At 71.8% G+C, this 18,965-nt stretch carries 18 protein-coding genes and 1 pseudogene; 14 read left to right on the top strand and 5 right to left on the bottom strand.

Annotated features, from left to right (window positions below):
* Window positions 1-80 precede the first annotated feature (80 nt).
* Window positions 81-590 (top strand): DUF3592 domain-containing protein, encoded by a 510-nt coding sequence (locus tag CLT71_RS18555; RefSeq protein ID WP_143743507.1) that lies wholly within the window; start codon window positions 81-83, stop codon window positions 588-590.
* On the opposite strand, the gene CLT71_RS18550 is transcribed toward CLT71_RS18555, so the two are convergent.
* A complete protein-coding gene (locus CLT71_RS18550) occupies window positions 582-1,772 on the bottom strand; it encodes a DUF418 domain-containing protein (RefSeq protein ID WP_101368220.1) in 1,191 nt (396 codons plus the stop codon). The two genes, CLT71_RS18555 and CLT71_RS18550, sit on opposite strands and share 9 nt — an antisense overlap.
* Window positions 1,773-2,009: 237 nt before the next feature.
* Here CLT71_RS18550 and CLT71_RS18545 point away from each other — a divergent pair, with 237 nt between their 5' ends.
* The 8 genes from CLT71_RS18545 to CLT71_RS18505 all read left to right on the top strand — a co-directional run bounded on the left by CLT71_RS18545 (window position 2,010) and on the right by CLT71_RS18505 (window position 8,991).
* Window positions 2,010-2,651, top strand: a complete 642-nt coding sequence (locus tag CLT71_RS18545) for a GNAT family N-acetyltransferase (protein WP_199187634.1) — start codon at window positions 2,010-2,012, stop codon at window positions 2,649-2,651.
* Window positions 2,652-2,799: 148 nt separating this feature from the next.
* Window positions 2,800-4,209, top strand: a complete 1,410-nt coding sequence (locus CLT71_RS18540; protein ID WP_101368219.1) for an MFS transporter — start codon at window positions 2,800-2,802, stop codon at window positions 4,207-4,209.
* Window positions 4,210-4,618: 409 nt separating this feature from the next.
* Window positions 4,619-4,840: a winged helix-turn-helix domain-containing protein gene (locus CLT71_RS18530; RefSeq protein ID WP_486483329.1), complete on the top strand. Its 222-nt coding sequence runs from the start codon at window positions 4,619-4,621 to the stop codon at window positions 4,838-4,840.
* Between the two features lie 30 nt (window positions 4,841-4,870).
* On the top strand, window positions 4,871-5,110 hold the full coding sequence (locus CLT71_RS18525; protein WP_107263025.1) for a winged helix-turn-helix domain-containing protein: 240 nt from the start codon (window positions 4,871-4,873) through the stop codon (window positions 5,108-5,110).
* Between the two features lie 88 nt (window positions 5,111-5,198).
* On the top strand, window positions 5,199-6,668 hold the full coding sequence (locus CLT71_RS18520; RefSeq protein WP_101371565.1) for a pyridoxal phosphate-dependent decarboxylase family protein: 1,470 nt from the start codon (window positions 5,199-5,201) through the stop codon (window positions 6,666-6,668).
* A gap of 189 nt (window positions 6,669-6,857) precedes the next feature.
* Complete coding sequence (locus CLT71_RS18515; RefSeq protein WP_101368216.1) at window positions 6,858-7,601, top strand: lytic polysaccharide monooxygenase; 744 nt, start codon at window positions 6,858-6,860, stop codon at window positions 7,599-7,601.
* Between the two features lie 122 nt (window positions 7,602-7,723).
* Window positions 7,724-8,329: a DUF305 domain-containing protein gene (locus CLT71_RS18510; protein ID WP_101368215.1), complete on the top strand. Its 606-nt coding sequence runs from the start codon at window positions 7,724-7,726 to the stop codon at window positions 8,327-8,329.
* 83 nt (window positions 8,330-8,412) lie between these two features.
* Window positions 8,413-8,991 carry a NuoB/complex I 20 kDa subunit family protein gene (locus CLT71_RS18505; protein WP_101368214.1) on the top strand — a complete coding sequence of 193 codons (579 nt, stop codon included), beginning with the start codon at window positions 8,413-8,415 and terminating at the stop codon, window positions 8,989-8,991.
* Between the two features lie 34 nt (window positions 8,992-9,025).
* Here the strand turns inward: CLT71_RS18505 and CLT71_RS18500 are convergent, their stop codons facing one another.
* Window positions 9,026-9,868, bottom strand: a complete 843-nt coding sequence (locus CLT71_RS18500) for a LysR family transcriptional regulator (protein ID WP_101368213.1) — start codon at window positions 9,866-9,868, stop codon at window positions 9,026-9,028.
* Between the two features lie 72 nt (window positions 9,869-9,940).
* Here CLT71_RS18500 and CLT71_RS18495 point away from each other — a divergent pair, with 72 nt between their 5' ends.
* The 3 genes from CLT71_RS18495 (at window position 9,941) to CLT71_RS18485 (ending at window position 14,877) form a co-directional block, all read left to right on the top strand.
* Window positions 9,941-11,185, top strand: a complete 1,245-nt coding sequence (locus CLT71_RS18495) for an MFS transporter (RefSeq protein ID WP_199187633.1) — start codon at window positions 9,941-9,943, stop codon at window positions 11,183-11,185.
* 95 nt (window positions 11,186-11,280) lie between these two features.
* Window positions 11,281-12,597: a DUF2252 domain-containing protein gene (locus CLT71_RS18490; protein WP_101368212.1), complete on the top strand. Its 1,317-nt coding sequence runs from the start codon at window positions 11,281-11,283 to the stop codon at window positions 12,595-12,597.
* Between the two features lie 105 nt (window positions 12,598-12,702).
* Window positions 12,703-14,877: a PBS lyase gene (locus tag CLT71_RS18485; protein WP_101368211.1), complete on the top strand. Its 2,175-nt coding sequence runs from the start codon at window positions 12,703-12,705 to the stop codon at window positions 14,875-14,877.
* 13 nt (window positions 14,878-14,890) lie between these two features.
* On the opposite strand, the gene CLT71_RS18480 is transcribed toward CLT71_RS18485, so the two are convergent.
* Window positions 14,891-15,937: a glucose 1-dehydrogenase gene (locus tag CLT71_RS18480; RefSeq protein ID WP_101368210.1), complete on the bottom strand. Its 1,047-nt coding sequence runs from the start codon at window positions 15,935-15,937 to the stop codon at window positions 14,891-14,893.
* A gap of 101 nt (window positions 15,938-16,038) precedes the next feature.
* Between CLT71_RS18480 and CLT71_RS18475 the strand changes: the two are divergent.
* Together CLT71_RS18475 and nuoH are read left to right on the top strand one after the other, a co-directional pair.
* Window positions 16,039-16,644, top strand: a pseudogene (locus CLT71_RS18475) (NADH-quinone oxidoreductase subunit C); the annotation flags it as partial.
* A gap of 176 nt (window positions 16,645-16,820) precedes the next feature.
* Window positions 16,821-17,786 (top strand): NADH-quinone oxidoreductase subunit NuoH, encoded by a 966-nt coding sequence (gene nuoH / locus CLT71_RS18470; RefSeq protein ID WP_101368208.1) that lies wholly within the window; start codon window positions 16,821-16,823, stop codon window positions 17,784-17,786.
* A 165-nt stretch (window positions 17,787-17,951) separates the two neighbouring features.
* Here nuoH and CLT71_RS36540 read toward each other — a convergent pair whose 3' ends face one another.
* Window positions 17,952-18,212 carry a hypothetical protein gene (locus tag CLT71_RS36540; protein ID WP_143743506.1) on the bottom strand — a complete coding sequence of 87 codons (261 nt, stop codon included), beginning with the start codon at window positions 18,210-18,212 and terminating at the stop codon, window positions 17,952-17,954.
* A gap of 108 nt (window positions 18,213-18,320) precedes the next feature.
* The gene (locus CLT71_RS18465) at window positions 18,321-18,893 is read right to left on the bottom strand and encodes a Uma2 family endonuclease (RefSeq protein WP_101368207.1); all 573 of its coding nucleotides are present in this window, start codon (window positions 18,891-18,893) and stop codon (window positions 18,321-18,323) included.
* Window positions 18,894-18,965 lie beyond the last annotated feature (72 nt).

Genomic DNA, 18,965 nt, shown 5'->3' with positions numbered 1-18,965 from the left:
GGCCGCTCCTCGTCTGTCGTACCAGCCGCTGCGATCATCCCGCACGGACGCAATCGAGCACAGCGCGGCGGAGCGCCGGCGTGATCGGGTTAGCTCAATCCGCCGTCGGGGAACTGGACGCCATGGCTTTCTTCGGCACCGTGCGGCGGCCACCGGTGAAGCTTTTCGTCGCCATGGGAGTGGTGGTGGTATGCGGTTTCGCCTTCGCGACCTGGCAGGTCTGGACGAACGACAACGCGCTGCGAGATCGCGGTCGCCAGGCAACCGCCCGGGTCACCGGTGTCGACCTGGGCAAGAAGTCGCGGGTGGAGGTCGAATTCCGCACCAGCGACGGGCGGCAGGTGCGGTCGCTGATCGGGCAGGGCGACGAGGCGCCCGGGCCGAGAGTGCAGGTCGGCGACGAGATTCAGATCGTGTACGACCCTCGGCACCCCGACCACGACGTGCGTGACGCACGGGCACCGGAGAACCACAGAGTCGCGTACATGCTGCTGGGGACCACATTGTTCGGCCTGGTGGGGGTGCCCCTGGCTACCCTGGGCCTGCTTCGGGAGAAGCGCCGGTCCCACTCGCCCATCCACTCAGCCTAGCTCCGCGACGGTGCGCCGTCGGGTGAGCAGGCTCCTCTGCAGCGCCTCCAGCGGGCCGTGCTGGAAGCGGCGCAGCCAGAGCGAGGCGCCGACGGTGAGCCCGGTGCAGACGGCCGCCCAGAGTCCGATGACCCACCAGGGCCGGGCCTCGGCGAGCGTCGCGGCCAGGCCGAGGCCCCAGCCGTAGCAGATCACCGTGCAGACCAGGTTCTGCAGGACGTAGCAGCTCAGCGCGGTCCGGCCGACGGCGGTGAGGCCGGAGACGACGGGCCCGGGACGGCGGAGCCGGTCCAGCAGCATCCCGACCAGACCGAGGTAGCCGACCGTGACCAGCGCCGGCAGGACGTACCGGTCGACCAGGAAGAGATCGGGCCCGCCGAGGGTGGTCGCCACGTTCAGCGGCAGGCCGACGCCGAGCCCGTACCAGACCAGCCGGCGCCGGATCCGGCGTCCGGTCGGATCGGCGCCGAACGCACCGGCCCGGAACAGTCGTACGCCGAGGAGGAAGAGGAAGAGCAGCAGGCTGAAGGTGAGGATCGGCTCGCTCCGCAGGGCCAGCGCGTTGTCCAGCCGGAAGCGCACCTGGTCGAGGTAACCGCCGGAGGTGAACAGCCCGGACAGGGCCGGGTCGGGGTTCGCTGCCGGATCGGGGCTGGCGAGCAGGGCGGCGGTGCCGAGCAGCATCAGGGCGAGGTGCAGGCTGCCCGTGGTCCAGAACACCGCCTTCTGCACCCGGCCCGACCGGTTCAACAGCCACGCCACCACGAGCGCGGCTACGGCGTACCCCATCAGCACGTCGAAGGCGAAGATCAGCAGGAAGTGCAGGCTGCCCTCGACGAAGAGCAACCCGGCCCGCCAGCGGTACCGGCCGGGCCAGCGCTCGCCGCGTCGTTGCGCCGAGTGGTACTGGATCGCCAGTCCGGCACCGAACAGGATGGTGAGCAGTGCCAGGAACTTGCCGTTGGCGAGGAACCGGAACGCCGTCTCGACCGGGTTGCCGCTGAGCGTCGCGATGGCGCTGGTGTCGAACAGTACGCCGTACTCCCCGCCCGGGTGGGTGAAGATCCAGACGTTGGTGGCGAGCGTGCCGAGGATCGCCACCCCGCGCAGTACGTCCAGCAGCACCAGGCGATCCGCGCCGGATCTCTCGCGACCGACGACTGTCGTCAGGGCCACACCCATTCCGCTTCCTCCCCGTGGTAGGCGTCGCGTCCAGCGTCATCGACCCACCGCGCCGGCGCGTCGGCCCGCATACCGAACCGGGGATACCACTTTCGGCGGACACCGCCGCTGCCCCGTACGGGCGTGCGCGCAGCTGCCAAGGCTGATCCATCTCCCAACACGCACTCGAATCTCCTGGTCAGGGACGTGGCAGACTGGTCGGACCAGCTGGGGGAGGGTGTCGGGGAGTGGCTCGGGATGATCGAGATCCGTAGCTTCGCGGAGACTGACCGCGCCGCGCTGCGTGAGCTGTTCGGCCGGGCGGGCGAGGGCTCTCCGTCCTCCCTGATGTGGGGGCACGAGGAGTCGGAGGCGGCCATGTACCTGGAGCCGTACATGAGCCGGGAACCGGACTCGTTGTTCGTCGCCGTGACGGGTGGCCATGTCGTCGGTTATCTGGCGGGCTGCCTGGACAGTTCCACGTTCCCCAGCGAGAGGGAGCGCATGGAGAGGGCGATCGCGAGGTATCGGCTGGTATTCCGCCCCAGGCCCGCAGCCTTCCTCGCTCGTGGCATGGTCGACATGGCGACGGCCACGGTCCGGCGAAAGCCCACCGCAAGGGGCCTCGACGACGCCCGTTGGCCGGCCCACCTGCACATCAACGTGACGCCCCTGGCCCGGGGGACCGGCGCCGCCGACGGCCTGATGAGGCGATGGTTCGACCAGCTCATCCGGACCGGCTCGCCCGGGTGCCATCTGCAGACCCTGGCCGAGAACACCCGTGCGGTGCGGTTCTTCGAACGTGTCGGCTTCGCCAGGCATGGTCCGACTCCACTGGTCCCCGGTGCCAGGCAGGGCGGCAGGCAACTCCACCAGCAGACGATGGTGTGGCAGCCGTGACCGGCGGGGCAGCACCGACCTGACTGTGCGGCGGGTGGTGGCTGGTCGGCGCTACACCGATCGGCCACCGTCGCCGTACGAAAGCGGGAGCCCTGCCACCGAAAGCGGGAGCCCGCAGACAAGATCGATGCCGATAGCATCCCGGCGCATGGACGCCGTGCCCGGCACCCGCGCCGACCTTCCCGAGTCCCCGTCCTCGCCCCCGTCGCCGTCCCCGACCGCCCTGCCGCGCCGGGTGCATGCCGGGTACGCCCTCGGATCGCTGGCCACCGGCGCCTTCGGTACGGTGCCCGGCCTGGTACTGCTGCCGTACCTGACCGACACCCTGGGGGTGGCCGCCGGGGTGGCCGCCCTGCTGGTGCTGCTGCCGAAGGCCTGGGACGTGCTGGTGAACCCGGTCGCCGGGCGGGTCTCCGACCGGACCCGGTCCCGCTGGGGTGCCCGCCGGCCGTACCTGCTCGGTGGCGGGCTCGGCCTGGCCGTCCTCTTCGCCGCCATCTTCGCGGCACCGTTCCCGCCCGGTCCGGCCGCCGCCGGGTACGTCGCGCTGGCGTTCCTGCTCACCGCGACCGCGTTCGCCTTCTTCCAGGTCCCGTACGTCGCCATGCCGGCGGAGCTGACCGACGACTACGCCGAGCGGACCCGGCTGATGACCTGGCGGGTCGCGGTGTTGGCGCTGGCCATCCTGGTCTCCGGCGCGCTCGCCCCGGTGGTGGTGGGCGCGGGCGGCGACGGCATTCCCGGGCACCGCTGGCTGGGGCTCTTCGTGGCGGTGCTGATCGCGGTCGGCGCGGTCGGCGCCTTCCTCGGCACCCGGTCCGCCCCGACCGGGACGGTGGTGGCGAGCGAACCGAGCCTGCGGGCCCAGCTCGCGGTCGCCGCCGCCAACCGGCCGTTCCGGCTGCTGCTGATCTGTTTCGTGGTCCAGGCGGCCGGCATCGCGACAGTGCTGGCCGGGGTCAACTACTTCGCCGAGCACGTGCTGCGGGACCCGGGGACCGGGGCGACGCTGCTCTTCGCCTGCTTCGTCGGCCCGGCGCTGCTGGTGATGCCGCTGTGGAGCCGGGCCGGCGCCCGGCTGGGCAAACCCCGGGCGTTCGCGGTGGCGTCGCTGCTCTTCGCGGTCGGCGCGCTGGCCCTGGCCGCCGCGCCGGTGCTGCCGGCACCGGCGGTCTATCTGATCGTCGCGGCGATCGGCTGCGGGTACGCCGGCCAGCAGGTCTTCGGGATGGCGATGCTGCCCGACTGCATCGCGTACGACACCGCGCGCACCGGCCGTCGTCAGGCCGGGGTCTTCACCGGGCTGTGGACGGCCGGCGAGACCTTCGGGTTGGCCCTCGGGCCGGGCATCTACGGCCTGGTGCTGCACCTGTCCGGTTACGTCTCCTCGTCGACCGGTCAGGCGGCGGCCCAGTCCGACACGGCTCGGGCCGGGGTGCTGGTCGGCTTCACCGTGTTGCCGGCGCTGTTGGTCGGGCTCGCCCTGCTGACCATGCGCGGCTACGACCTCACCCCGGAACGGCTGGCGGCGGCCCCGGCCGCCGGGTCGGAGCGGTAGTTCCCCAGCCACTGGTGAGTCGTTCGTACGCCACCCGGGCGGCCCAGCACATGCCGGTGTGATCCGGTGGCCTGCCGCACGATCGGCAGTTGCCGCCGTTGCTGACGTGGCGCAGGAGCACACTGCGCATCTCGGCCCGTTCGACGGACTCCGGCACGGGCACCGGTCCAGGGTCGGTGAGTGGTACGGGCTGCTGCGGCAGGTCGTCGCTGAACACCAGCGTCCTCCTTCGTCGCCGGACGGCAGGTCCGGCCACGGAGCCCTACGTCACGTAGCCGGACCGCCTTCCGCCCCACCTGGTTTGCCGACCGGAGGGGCCTTAACAGGAAGGGTGCCATGGCTGCCATGGGTAGGCAAGGTTCCACGGGGAGTGGTCTACTGGATTTGCCGACCGGAGGGGATTTCAGTAGTGGCTCCCTATTCGTCTATCTATGAGCGCATCGCCGATGAAATGGCGGAGCGGATCGCGTCCGGGGAGTTCCCGCCCGGAGCCAAGCTCCCGACCCGTGCTGAGCTGTGCGCGCAGTATGAGGTCTCGGACTTCGTGGCGGATCGCGTCTTCCTGACGCTCAAGCTGCGCGGCCTGACGGAGACCGTTCCCGGGCGCGGTGTGTACGTGAGGAAGGACTAGGTGACCCTTCCCTCTGGTGGTTCCCTGTAGGTGCCGACCGGAGGGATCACCGTGCCGCCGCGTTACCGCTATGAAGAGATAGCCGACGACCTGGAGAAACGGATCGAGGCGGGAGAGTTCCCGCCCGGCTCCCGGCTGCCCAGCCGACGAGAGTTGATCGAGCACTACGGCGTCACGGAGCCGGTCATCGACCGGGCAATGCAGAACCTCCGCGCCAAGGGCATCACCGAGACGCTGCCCGGCGTCGGCGTCTACGTCCGGGAGCGCTGACCGGCACCGGACCACGGCAGGAATCTGTGCCGTGGTCCGGGCGTTCGACGCGCTCACCAGGAGCGTTACAACTGTTACGGTGGCCGCCATGATCGACGCGATGCCGCCGGTGGGCGTACCCGCGGACAAGGTGCTGGCCGAACTCCGTGACCTGCGCGCCGTGGACCTGCCGACGCACGGCGGCCGGCTCTTCGCCTACGTCTACGACCCGGCGGTACCCGGGCTGGACGAGTTGGCGAACTCGGCGTACGCGCTGGCGGCGCACGTCAACGGGCTGGACCCGACCGCCTTTCCGTCCCTGCTGGCGTTGGAGAACGCCCTCGTCAGCGCGGCCGCCCAACTGCTCGGCGGCGGGCCGGGTACGGCGGCACCGGAGGTCGTCGGCAGTGTCACCGGCGGCGGCACCGAGTCGCTGATCCTGGCCGTCAAGGCGGCCCGGGACGCCCGTCCTGAGGTGACCCGACCCCGGCTGGTGGTGCCGACCAGCGGGCATGCCGCGTTCGCCAAGGCGGCGCACTACCTCGGGGTGGCCCTCGACCAGGTGCCGATCTCACCGGAGACGCTCCGCCCCGCGCCGGGCGACATCGCCGCCGCGATCGGCCCGGAGACGGTACTCGTCGCCTGCTCGGCGCCGTCGTACCCGTACGGGGTGGTGGATCCGGTCGCCGAGATCGCCGAGATCGCCGCCGCCGCCGGGGTGCGCTGCCACGTGGACGCCTGCTTCGGCGGCTGGACGCTGCCGTACCTGCGCCGGCTGGGCGTACCGGTGCCGGCGTTCGACCTCGGCCTGCCCGGGGTCACCTCGATCTCGGTGGACCTGCACAAGTACGCGTACGCCCCGAAGGGCGTCTCCGTACTGCTGCACCGCGATCCGGGGCTGCGCCGCTCGCAGTACTTCGCCTTCGCCGGCTGGCCCGGCTACACGATGGTCAACCCGGTGATCTCGTCCACCCGCTCCGGTGGGCCGATCGCCGCCGCGTACGCCACCCTGCGGCACCTCGGCGACGCCGGCTACCTGGCCCTGGCCGAGCAGACCCTGACGGCGGTACGCGGACTGGCCGAGGCGGTATCCGAAGTGGACGGACTGCGGCTGGTCGCCGATCCGGAGTCGACAGTGGTCTGCTTCACCAGTACCGACCCGGGGCTGGACCTCTTCGTCCTCGCCGACGAGCTGACCCGGCGTGGCTGGCACACCCAGCCCCAGTTGTCGTACGCCGGACTGCCGGCCAACATCCACCTGTCGGTGACCGCCTCGGTGGCGCCCCGGGTGGCGGAGTTCGGCGCGGACCTGCGGGCGGCGGTGGCGGACGCCAGGCGGTCCGGTCCGGTCGAGCTTCCCGCCGAGTTGCTCGGAACGCTCGGCTCGCTGACTCCGGCGCAGCTCACCCCGGAACTGGTCGCCGGGGTGGCCGCCGGGCTGGGCCTGGACGCGGCTGCCGCCGGTCGGCCGCCGGAGCGGATGGCGCCGGTCAACGCCCTGCTCGACGCCGCTCCGATCCCGGTCCGGGAGGCGTTGCTGGCAGAGTTCCTCGGCCTGCTACAGCGACCCGGCTGGTGATCGAGCGGCACCTCCGGCGCGTCGGTGTGCCACTCAGCCGCCGGCCCGGGCGAGGCGCGAGCCGGGGGTGGACCCGGCGAGGGCTGGGCGGGGGCTGCGGCCATCGACGAATGTTGCGATCGGGTATTTACTGTTAACAATCTTTCTTTTATGTTGAGGAGACCTTCCCGATGAAGTAAGGAGCCCACGATGCGAAGAACCGTGGTCCTGGCGGTGACGACGGCGGCAACCGTCGTAACCGCCCTCCTCGTGGCCCCGCAGGCCGCCCAGGCGCACGGGTACATCTCGTCGCCGCCGAGCCGTCAGGCCCTCTGCGCCCAGCGGGCCGTACCGGACTGCGGCCAGATCCAGTACGAGCCGCAGAGCGTCGAGGGCCCCAAGGGGCTGCGCAACTGCCACGCCAACATCGGGCACTTCTCGGTGCTCAGCGACGACAGCCGCAACTGGCCGGCGACCTCGGTCGGGCAGCAGGTCACCTTCAACTGGGTACTTACCGCGCGGCACGCCACCAGCACCTGGGAGTACTACATCGGCAACTCCCGGATCGCCGTCTTCGACGACGGCGGACGCCAGCCCGGCGCCACCGTCTCGCACAGCGTCAACATGGGCGGCCGGACCGGTCGGCAGAAGCTGCTGGCGATCTGGAACATCGCGGACACCGCGAACGCCTTCTACGCCTGCGTCGACCTCCAGATCGGTGGCGGAGGCAGCCCCAACCCGAATCCCACCCCCACGCCCACGCGTACCACCAACCCGCCGACCCCGCCGCCGACCACCGCACCCCCGGCCGGTGGGACCTGGCAGGCCGGCACGGCGTACCAGGTCGGCAGCCAGGTGACCTACGGCGGCGCCACGTACCGCTGCCGGCAGGCGCACACCGCGATCGCCGGCTGGGAACCGCCGAACGTACCGGCGCTCTGGCAGCGCGTCTGACGCCGATCCGGCGGGACGCACCCGTCGCGGATACGGACCCGTACCCCCTGCGGGTCCGTATCCGCCACGGGACCGCTCGCCGCACCTTCCGTACCCGACCGGCCGTAGCTGGAGACGAGGGGATGAACTGCTTCCGCCGTACCCTGACCGTCGCGGCGCTGGTGCTGCTCGGTGGCTGCGCGCCCGGACCGACCGGTGTCCCGGTCGCCGGGCCGGCACCCGCGCCGAGCGGCTCGGCGACGGTCGCGCCCAGCGGTGCCTTCAACGACACCGACGTGATGTTCCTGCAGATGATGGTGACCTCGCACGGGCAGGGGCTGGCGCTGGTCCGGCTGGCACCCGAGCGGGCGGAGCGGGAGGAGTTGAAGATCCTGGCCGCCGCGATCGAGGTCACCCAGGAGGCCGAGCAGCAAACCATGCGGGACTGGCTCGCCGGCTGGGGCCGGAGCACCTCGGCGGACCCGGACGCGAACGTGCACGCCGAGCACGGCGGACTGCCGGCACTCGGGCCGGCGCAGCTCGCGGCGCTCTCCGGGGCGAGCGGGGCGAGGTTCGAGACGGACTTCCTCAACCTGCTGATCGGGCACCAGCACGACGCGGTCGAGCTGGCCCGGATGGAGACGAGGTCCGGCCTGCACCCCGAGGTGCGCGAGCTGGCCCGGCGGATCGACCTGTCCCGGACCGCCCAGATCGACCAGATGCTGAGGATGCTGCCGAAGGCCGGATAGCCGGTCCGGGCGGTTGGACAGTCCGGCGATGCGCCCGTCCTGTGGTTCACTGTCGGGTGGGCGACGGGAGAGGAGGGCCGGCCGTGCAGCTACCCGCGGTGCTCGGTGAGCCGATCCGGTTCGTGCTCAACTGGGGGCGGCGCTACTCGCTCTGGGTCTTCAACTTCGGGCTGGCCTGCTGCGCCATCGAGTTCATCGCGACAAGCATGGGCCGGCACGACTTCATCCGGCTCGGCGTGATCCCGTTCGCGCACGGCCCCCGCCAGGCCGACCTGATGGTGGTCTCCGGGACGGTCACCGACAAGATGGCCCCGGCGATCAAGCGGCTCTACGACCAGATGCCCGAGCCGAAGTACGTCATCTCGTTCGGTGCCTGCTCCAACTGCGGCGGCCCGTACTGGGACTCCTACTCGGTGACCAAGGGTGTGGACCAGATCATCCCGGTCGACGTCTACGTGCCGGGCTGCCCGCCGCGCCCGGAGGCGCTGCTACACGGGATCCTGCGGTTGCAGGACAAGATCGCTGCCGAGCGGTCCGGCATCGGCGGGGTGGCCCGCCCCGACGAACTCGCCTCACCTGTCGACCGGGCCGGCCCGCCGGCCGGGCGCAGTGCCGAGTCGCTCACCGCGCCGTCGGTGCCGCCACCCGGCGCGAAACCATGACCAGCGGCGACCAGTGCCTGGCCTGCCGCGAAGTTCAGATCATCCGGCGCAGCGCGGTCTCCACGGCGTCGACCAGCTGGTCACCTTCGGTGCGTGGATGCCGGGCGAGCCCGAGTTCGACGTCCGGCAGGGTGGGCAGGGCGTCCGCGTCGTGGCAGGCCATCGCCGGTTCGAGGTTCGCGGGCATGAGCGCCGCGACGCCGAGCCCGGCCCGTACCGCGGCGAGCACGCCGACCAGGCTGTTGCTCTCGAACGCCACCCGCCAGCGCCGATCGGCACGTTTCAGCGTTTCCAGCACCGACGTACGCCAGAAGCACGGGTTCGAGAACAACACCACCGGCAGCGGATCGGCAGCCACCTCCACACCCTGGCCGATCGCCCAGACCAGCGGGCGGCGTACCGTCCAGCGCGGCGGCCCGGGAACGTCCGCCACCGCGTCGAGCACGAGTTGGACGCGGCCCGCGTCGTAGGCCTGGCGCATCTCGGCGTTGGAAACGCTGAGCACCTCAAGTGTCGCGCCGGGGTGCAGCCGGGCGAGATCGGCGAGGGCTTGCGGAAGATGGGACGCGGCGAGGTCTTCGAGCATCCCGACGCCGCAGTGGCCGGTGAGCGCGCGTCCGGTGGTGGTGAGTGCCTGGGCGGAGAGCGAGAGGATGCGTTCGGCGTATGGCAGCAGCTCCTCACCCGTCCGGGTCGGTGAGACGCCGGACGGCGACCGGTGCAGCAGCGGACGGCCCACGACGCTTTCGAGCCTGCGCAACTGCTGGCTGAGCGCGGGCTGGGTATGTCCGAGTGCGGTCGCGGCCCGGCTGATGCTGCCCTCCCGTACGGCGGTGACGAACGATCGCAGCAATGCCGTCTCAAGATCCCTGGCCATAAGACTCCATTATGCCAGGTCCAACGAATCAACCACTTCTTATGACCTGTCGGAGGATCTAGCGTCACGCTGGTGACCAGCTACCGACAGGTGCTCGCCGTGCCAGGGATGGCACCGCTCCTTGTCGTCTCGCTGCTCGCCCGGGTCGCGATCACCGCCGACGTGATGGCGCTGACGTTGTATGTCGTGCTGGGCCTCGACAGAAGTTTCGCGGCAGCGGGCGGTGTCGCGGCGGCACTGACCGCCGGGGTGGCGCTGGGTGGGCCACTGCTCGGCCGCATGATCGACCGGCGGGGCCTGCGTACCGTACTGCTGGCAACTGTCGTACTGCAGGTCGTGTTCTGGCTGAGCGTGCCGCTCCTGCCGTACCCGATCCTGCTGGTCGCCTCCGCCGTGGCGGGTCTGCTGATGGTGCCGGCCCAGTCGGTGACCAGACAGGCGATCACCGCGATGACGACGGCGGAACAGCGCCGGGCTGCCTTCGCGCTGGAATCGGTGCAGGGCGAACTGTCGTACCTCGTGGGCCCGGCGGTGGTGATCCTGTGTGCGGCGAAGATCTCCCCCAGCATGATGGCGTGGGGGGTCGGCGCCGCCATCGTGGCCGGCGGAGCCGGCATCGCCCTGCTCAACCCGCCGCTGCGTGCACAGGACGAGGCGACCGCCGGCCCGGCCCGACGGCCCCCGCGTCGGGAGTGGCTGGGCGCCGGGATGGTCGCCGCACTGACGATGGCGTTCGGCACCACGATGCTGCTCGGTGGCGTCGACCTCGCCATCGTCGCCACGCTCGAAGAAGCAGGTCAGGTCTCCTGGGCCGCCGTCGTGGTAGCCGCGTTCGGCCTGACCTCCGTCGCCGGCGGGCTGATCTACGGCGCGCTGCCCCGGTCGCTGCCGACGTGGCTGCTGCTCGGACTGCTCGGGCTCGTGACGCTTCCCGCCGGGCTCGCCCACGACTGGCAGTGGTTGTGCGTGGCCGTCGTCGGCGCCGGGCTGCTCACCGCGCCGACCCTCTCCACCGTGGCCGACGCGGTGAGCCGGCTCGCGCCAGCCAGCGTGCGGGGTGAGGCGACAGGTCTGCAGTCCTCCGCACAGAACGTGGGGTTGGCGCTCGGATCCTCGATCGTCGGGGTGGCGATCGACGTCTCGGTGCCAGCGGGCGGCTTCGTCGCGGCCGGGCTGGCCGGCCTCGCCGCCGCGCTGGTCGGATGCCTGCTGTCCCGCCGATCGTCCGCCCGCACGCGCCCTCCGCTCAGCGATCTCGGCCCCGCCGGGACCCCGGACCGGGCACCGTGCGCGGCCGGCGCCCGGCCCGACGGATGAGGCACGGTCCGGAGCAACGGCCTGGCGAGGCCGGCGCCCGGCCGACGCACAAGGTAGGGGGCAGTGGCGTGGCGCGGCCGGACTAGCCTGCGATCATGGTTAGCAACGAGAGCCGGCGGGCAGAGTGGCTGGTCGACGTCCTGATCGCCGAGTTCGGCGAGTCCATGGCCGTCGACCCGGCCGCGTTCCGGCGCAAGTTCCGGAAGATGGCCGCCTCACCGTTCGCGTTCTACCGGGGCAGCGCCTCGGTCTTCTACGCCGACCTCGTCGGGGACTTCGCCGACGAGCGGTTCCTCGACGATCGCACCAGCCGGGTCTGGATCCACGGCGACCTGCACGCCGAGAACTTCGGCACCTACATGAACGGCTCAGGGCAGCTCGTCTTCAACGTCAACGACTTCGACGAGGCGTACGTCGGGCCGTTCTCCTGGGACCTGAAACGCTTCTCGGCCAGCGTGGCGCTGCTCGGCTACGCCAAGGCGCTCTCCGACTCGGCGATCGGCGAACTGGTCACCCGGTTCGCCACCGCCTACCTGACCGAACTGCGGGCGATCGCCAGTGGCGGCGACGACGCGATCGGCTCGATCCGGCTGGACAACGCCGACGGGGTACTCCGCCGGGTGCTCCAGCAGGCCCGGCTGCGTACCCGGGTCGACCTGTTGGCCCAGCAGACCACCGTCGACCAGTACGAGCGGCGGTTCTCCCTCGGCGAGGGCGTCTACGAGGTCGACCGGGAGATCCGGGCCGCCGTGGTGGCGGCCTTCGAGCAGTACCTGGGTACGCTGCCGCCGGCCACCGCCGAGCACCGCCCGGTCGCCGCGCAGATCAAGGACGTGGTGCTCCGCAAGGGTGTCGGAATCGGGTCGGCCGGACTGCCGTCGTACAACCTGCTGCTGGAGGGGCACACCCAGGCGCTGGAGAACGACGTCGTGATCTACATGAAGCGGGCCCAGGTGCCGGCGGTGGCCCGGTACGTCACCGACGACGGGGTCCGGAGCTACTTCCGGCACCAGGGACACCGGACGGCCGAGTCGCAGCGGGCGTTGCAGGCGCACGCCGATCCGTGGCTCGGCTTCACCGAGCTGGACGGGCACGGCCAGCTCGTCGCCGAGGTCTCTCCATACGCCGCCGACCTGGACTGGTCCGACGTCAACGAGCCGGAGGAACTGGCCGGGGTCCTCGGCGACCTGGGCCGGGCGGTGGCCCGGATGCACTCGGTCGCCGACGACGAGTCCAGCCACGACCTGGTCGACTTCTCCACCGAGGAGGCGATCGTGGCCGCGGTCGCCGCCGACGAGGCCGGGTTCGTCGCGCACCTTGTCGACTTCGCCCACGGGTACGGGGCGCGGGCGCGGCAGGACCACCAGATCTTCGTGGACCTGTTCCGCAACGGTGAACTGCCGGGGTTGTAGCCGGGCCGTTGCACCCGGACGGATTCGATTCCGTCGGTCGGGGTCGCTAGGCTCCGCCCCGCGTCCCGGCGACTGTCGTCGGGCGGCGACCGGCACGGGGGCGGCGTGTTCGCGGGACTGGACGAGATCGACTGGGCCGGCATGTCCCACGCGTACGGGCCGGCGACCGAGGTGCCGGAACTGCTCCGGGGACTGGTCTCCGCCGACCCGGCGACCCGGGAGATCGCCCTCGACGGGATGTACGGCGCCGTGCACCACCAGGGCGACGTCTACGCCTGCACGATCGCCTGCGTGCCGTACCTCTTCGAGGTGGTGACCAGTCCCGGCGGCCCGGACCGGGGCCCGGTGGTCTCCCTGCTGGCCAGCATCGGCGGTGCCGATGTCGACGACATGGACGAACTCGTCCAGTCCTTCGACACCGACACCGACACCGATGACGAGGACGGGGACGAGGGCGACGAGGACGAGGACGACGAGGAGGACGGCGGGGAGAACTACCGGCAGGCTAACGCGGCGGTCGCCGCCCGCTTCCCGGTCTTCCTCGACCTGCTGGCCGACCCCGATCCGGCGGTACGCCGGGCGGTGCCGGAGGCGCTGTTGGTGTGCCGGGCCGAGGCACCCCGGGTACTCGACACACTGCGACACCGGCTGCCCGCCGAGCCGGATCCCGAGGCCCGTACCGCACTGGTGGAGACCGTCGGCACGCTGCTCCGCCGAGCCGCCGCCGGTCACCTGCCCGGGGTGGCCGAGTCGACACTGCGGTCCGCCGCCAACTGGCTGTTGGACCTGGTGGTCGACGATTCGGTCGCGCCGGCCCTGCGCCTGACCGCGCTCACCTCGGTCATCGCGGCGGAGCCGAGCCTGCTTCCGGCCGACCTGGTGCCCCGGGCACTGACCCTGCTGGACGGGGCGTACCGGACATCCGCTCCGCCGCCCGCTCCGGCCGGGTTCTCCACCGACACCCTGCTCGGCGCCGTACGCGAACTGCGCGAACAGGCCGACGCCGGCCGGCAGGCCGCCTCGCTCGAACAGGTCCTCGGCGGCCTGAGCGCCGCACTCGGTGATCGGGTCGAGGACCGGATCCGGCTGATCGGCGCGCTGCTGCACGGGTCCGACCCGGAACGCAGGCTCGACGCGCTGCCTGCCACCGGTCAGCTCATCGACCGCTGGCGGGGCGACTACCGGGAACTCGTCGGGCTGCTCGGAGCGCAGTTGGCGGACCCGCACCCGAAGCTGCCCAGGGCCGCCGCCCGCCGCCTGCGACACCTCGGTGAGCTGAACCGGCCGGCGGCCGACGCGCTGGCCGAGGCCGTGGCCGGCGCGGCACGGGAGGAACCGCACAACACCGCCGCCGGCCCACCGGCCTGGGTGGTGGTGTGGCCGAGCCACGGGCCGACGGTCGGCGACACCCTGGCGGCGCTCGCCCGGCTCGGCGATGCCCGCGCGCTGCCGCCGCTGCGCTGGGCGCTGGAGCGGGACGACCCGCCGAAGGACGTCGGTGCGGTGCTGAGCAACCTCGGACCGGCCGTCGTCGACCTGCTGCCGCTGGTCCGTCGACAGTTGCGGCGGCTCGACCAGGAGAGCCGCGACTTTTCGGAGCGGCTCGGCGGGCTGTCCCGGGCGGTCGGCGTGCTCGGCCCGCTGGGTGCGCCAGCCCTGCCCGAGCTGCTGCCGTTGGCCACCGACGGGTGGGTGATCCGGCAACTCGGTCGACTCGGCCAAGCCGCCGAGGAGGCCGTACCCGTACTCCGGCCGCTGCTCGACGTCCCGGAGCGCGGACCGGCGCTCGCCGCCGTGGCCGCGCTGTACCAGATCACCGGGGATCCGGGGCCGTTGCTCCCGGTGCTCGGCCGGTTCCTCGACGGCGGTGGTTACGACGCCGCCGACGCGGCCTGGGAGATCGCCGAGATCGGTCCGGCCGCCGTCGAATGGCTGCCCGGGCTCCGCAAGCTGCTCCGCCGGCCGGACCCGCCTGCCTGGCTGCACCTGCGGGCGGCCGGGGCGGTGTGGCGGGTGGCCGGCGATGCCGAGACCGTGCTGCCGGTGCTGTCCCGGGTCTGGGAGCGCAACGCATACACCCGGCCGGCGGTGGCGAGGCTCTGGGCGGAGATCGGCCCGCCGGCCGCCGCCGTGCTGCCGCTGCTCCGGGCCGAGCAGGCCCGACCGCGCCGACACACTGCCGTCGACCACGGCTGGAGCAGCAGCCAGGTCACCGACGACGAGGAACTGCTCCGGCTGATCACCGACGCGGTGCGCGTGCTCGACTCTCCGCCGCGCTGAACGCCCGGCACGGTCAGTCCGAGAACTCCAGGACCACCTTGATGTCGTCGGACTGCGCGTCGTACGCCTCGGCGTACCGGTCGACCGGCACCCGTCGGGTGATCATCCTGGCCAGCCAGTCCCGGTCGGCGGCGGCGAGCGCCTCGGCGCCGAGTTCCCAGTGCCGCCGGTTCGCGTTGACCGTGCCGAAGACGACGTTGTTCTCCAGCACCAGTTCCCGGTTCAGCGCGCCCGCGTCGAAGTCGATTGTGCGGCCGCCGGAGGAGACGCCGGTCAGGCAGACGATGCCGTTCGGTGCCGCCTGGCACATCGAGTCCAGCACCACGGTCGGGGCGCCGGTGCACTCCAGCACGACGTCGAACTCGATGCCCAGCTCTGGGATGGTGCCGGTGTGGAACTCGCCGCCGAGCGCCTCCACCAGTCCCGGTTTGTCGCCGCTGGCCGAGCGGTTCAACACGTGCAGCTCGTAGCCGCGCTGCGCGGCGAGCAGGGCGGCCAGCAGGCCGATCGGTCCCGCCCCGGCGACCAGTACCCGCTTCGGTTCCCAGGCGGCCCGGGCGCCGATCCGCTCGATGTGCTCCCACGCCTTCGCCACCACACTCGTCGGTTCGAGCAGCATGCCCAGCTCGGACAGTTCCGGGTCGAGGCGTACGGCGAACTTCGGCGAGGTGCGCCAGCGGTCCCGGGCGAAGCCCTGGAGGCACTTGATGCCGCGCTCGGTGTAGAGACCGTTGCGGCACATGTCCCACTCGCCGACGGCACAGTTGGTGCACGGCACCGGATCGGGGTGCCGGACGATCCCGGCGACCAGGTCACCCGGGGCGAGCGAGCCGCTCGGATCCTCAAGTACCCGCCCCAGCGACTCGTGTCCCAGCACCAGCTCGGCCGTGCCGGGCGGCGGTTCGCCGTACTCGCCGTCGATGATCTCGCGGTCGGTGCCGCATACGCCGACCGCGAGCGACTCCACGAGTACCGCACCCTCCTCGGGGTTCGGCTCCGGAAAGTCCTCGACCAGCCGCAGCGAGTCGGCCTGACCCGGGGTCACCGTGATCGCACGCACCTGGTCATTCTTCCCCGCCGGCCGGCCCGGTACCCCGGAGTCGTCGAATATCCGGTCCGCGACCCGACGGACCGGCCGGAGATGGCCCTAGGATCGCGGACATGACCCCGGAACAGGTCGGTGACCGGTTGGGCACGCTGCTCGCGGACCCGGCGGTGACCGTCGGGCAGTCCGGCGGCCAGGCGTACGCCCGGGCGACCGTGGACGTGCCCTCCGGCCGCTGGCGGGACGCCGTCCGGACGGCCCGGGACGATGCCGAGCTGGCCTGCGACTTCTTCGACTGGCTCTCCGCAGTCGACGAGCTGGCCGAGGGGTTCGACGTGGTGGCGCACCTCTGGTCGACCCGGCACCGGCACGGGGTGCTGCTGCGCACCCGGGTACCCAGGGACGCCCCGACCGTCGGGTCCGTGGTGGAACTCTTCCCCGGGGCGGCCTGGCACGAGCGGGAGACGCACGAGATGTTCGGCATCGACTTCGCCGGCCATCCCGATCTGGCGCCCCTGCTGCTGCCGCCGGAGTTCGAGGGGCATCCGCTGCGCAAGGAGTTCGTGCTCGCCTCCCGGGTGGCCAAGGCGTGGCCGGGCGCGAAGGAGCCGGGCGAGTCCGAGGCGGGTACGGGTCGCCGGCAGCCGATGCGGCCACCGGGCGTACCGGCACCGGGCGAGTGGGGCGTGGCCGCCGCCGTACCCGTCTCCGCCGCCCCGGCCAGCGGCCCGCCGGGGCGTACCCGACCCACCTCGGGTCCGCCGGCTGCGCCTGCCTCGGGTCCACCGGCCGCGCCTGCCTCGGGTCCGCCTGCTGCGCCCCCCGTCTCGGGTCCGCCTGCCTCGGGGCCGCCGGCTGACGGGTCCGCGGCGGCCGAGGGCAGCGGGGGAGGTGCCTGATGCCGCTCTGGCTGGAGTTGCTGATCCGGGTCGTCGGGGTGGTCGCGGCGTTCCTGATCCTGCCGCTCGTCGTCGGGCAGGCCGAGCACAAGGTGATGGCGCACATGCAGGGCCGGCTCGGCCCGATGTACGCGGGCGGGTTCCACGGCTGGGCACAGTTGATCGCCGACGGCGTCAAGTTCGTGCAGAAGGAGGACGTCACCCCGCGCGAGGCGGACCGGGCGGTGTTCCGGCTCGCCCCGGTGGTGGCGCTGGTGCCGTACCTGCTGGCCCTGCTGGTCATCCCGCTCGGCCCGAACGACCTGGTCGGGCAGCCGCTGGACATCGGGCTCTTCTTCGTACTCGCGGTGGTCGGCGTCGGCGTGGTCGCGGTACTCATGTCGGCCTGGGCCTCGGCCAACAAGTACAGCCTGCTCGGCGGGATCCGGGGTGCCGCCCAGTTGCTCGGCTACGAGCTGCCGCTGGTGCTCGCGGCGGCGAGCGTGGCGATGGCGGCCGGCACGCTGAGCCTGCCCGGCATCGTCGAGGCGTGGCAGCCGTGGTGGCTGCTCTGGCAGGCCCCGGCGATGGTGGTCTTCTTCGTCGCCGGGCTCGCCGAGATCCGTCGCCCGCCGTTCGACATGCCGATCGCGGACTCGGAGCTGGTCTTCGGGTACATGACCGAGTACACCGGCCTGCGGTTCGCCTTCTTCCTGCTCGCCGAGTACGTCGGCATCGTGGTGATCGCCGCGCTGACCACGGTGCTCTTCCTCGGTGGCTGGCAGGGGCCGTTCGGCGACGAGTACCTCGGCTGGCTCTGGACCCTGATCAAGGTCTTCGTCGTCTCGTTCGTGATCATCTGGTTCCGGGTGACGTACCCGAGGTTGCGCGAGGACCAGTTGCAGCGGCTCTGCTGGCTGGTGCTGGTCCCGGTGGCGCTCGGCCAACTGGTGCTGACCGCCGGGGTGAAACTGGCGATCGCCTGACGCCTGGTGCTGGCGATGGCCTGGCGCCCGGCCGGGGGCTTGGAGTCCGGGCCGTGGAGTCGAGGCCGAGTCGGGAGTCACGGAGTCCGGGGTCGTGGAGTCGGGCCGCCGTTGCCGCGACGGTCCGACTCCACGACCCCGGAGTCGACCACCCACCCGCCCGGATCAGGTCCGCCCGGGGGTGGACCGATCGAGAAGCGTCATCGGGTTTTGCCGGCACCATTCCACCGCTATCGCGGCTTTGAAGCACCGGCCCTCCGGACCGGCCCGCTCGCCACACGCCTGACACAATCCGCCGATCATCCGATGCAGCCGGATCGTTTCGACCAGGCGTGTCCAGACAACTTCGTGGGGTAGCGGCGGACCGCTGGCCGCGACATCCAGGTGACCGCTGAGGATCAGTGCCTCTCGCGCGTCGAGTTCCACAGCCGTCCCCCTGTTCGCTCCGCAACTCTCTTTCGAGCAGTGTGCGGTCGCGCGCGGCACCCACCCCACCCTCGATGTCCGTCGTCGGCGGGTGGGAATGCGGGGCGGTCAGAGGTGGCGGGGGGTCAGCCGGCTGATCGGCAGGTTGACCGGCCAGGGCTCACCGGTGTCGACGAACTTCGTCCACCGGCCCGTCTCGACGTAGACCTCCTCGACCGGGTCGAGCCGGTTGGTGTGTACGACCAGGCCGCCGTCGGTCTCGATTCGCCAGTAGTAGGGGATTCCGGCCTTGGCGTAGAGGGCCGGCTTGAGGATCCGGTCCATCGACTGCGAAGTCCCGGAGACGATTTCCACGGCGAGCACCACCTCGTGTGGCTCGTACCTCGCGGTCCGGCGGGCCGCCGCGGCTGCGGTGGTGACCAGCACGTCGGGGATGAAGGAGCGCCGCTGGCTGAACCGCACCTCGACGCCCTGGGTGACGTCGTACTCGTCCGGGCAGTCCTCTTCGAGTGCAACGCCAAGCCGCATGGCGATGGTCTGGTGTGCCGCGGTGGTGGAGGGCGGCATGATCAGCGCTCCGTCGAGAAGCTCGCGGCGGTGGCCGTCGTCGGGCATGGCGTCGAGGTCGTCAGTGGTCCACCCGCCGGCCGGCGGGTGCGGATCGTTCAGGGCCGCGGTCATGACTTCCCTTTTCGGCGGGGCGGACTTACGTCACCCGGTGCCACCGTACCGCTTCAACTGGCCGGGGGTGGT

This window comes from Plantactinospora sp. CNZ320 (assembly GCF_002846275.1).
This window is presented reverse-complemented; position numbering and strand designations above follow the sequence as displayed.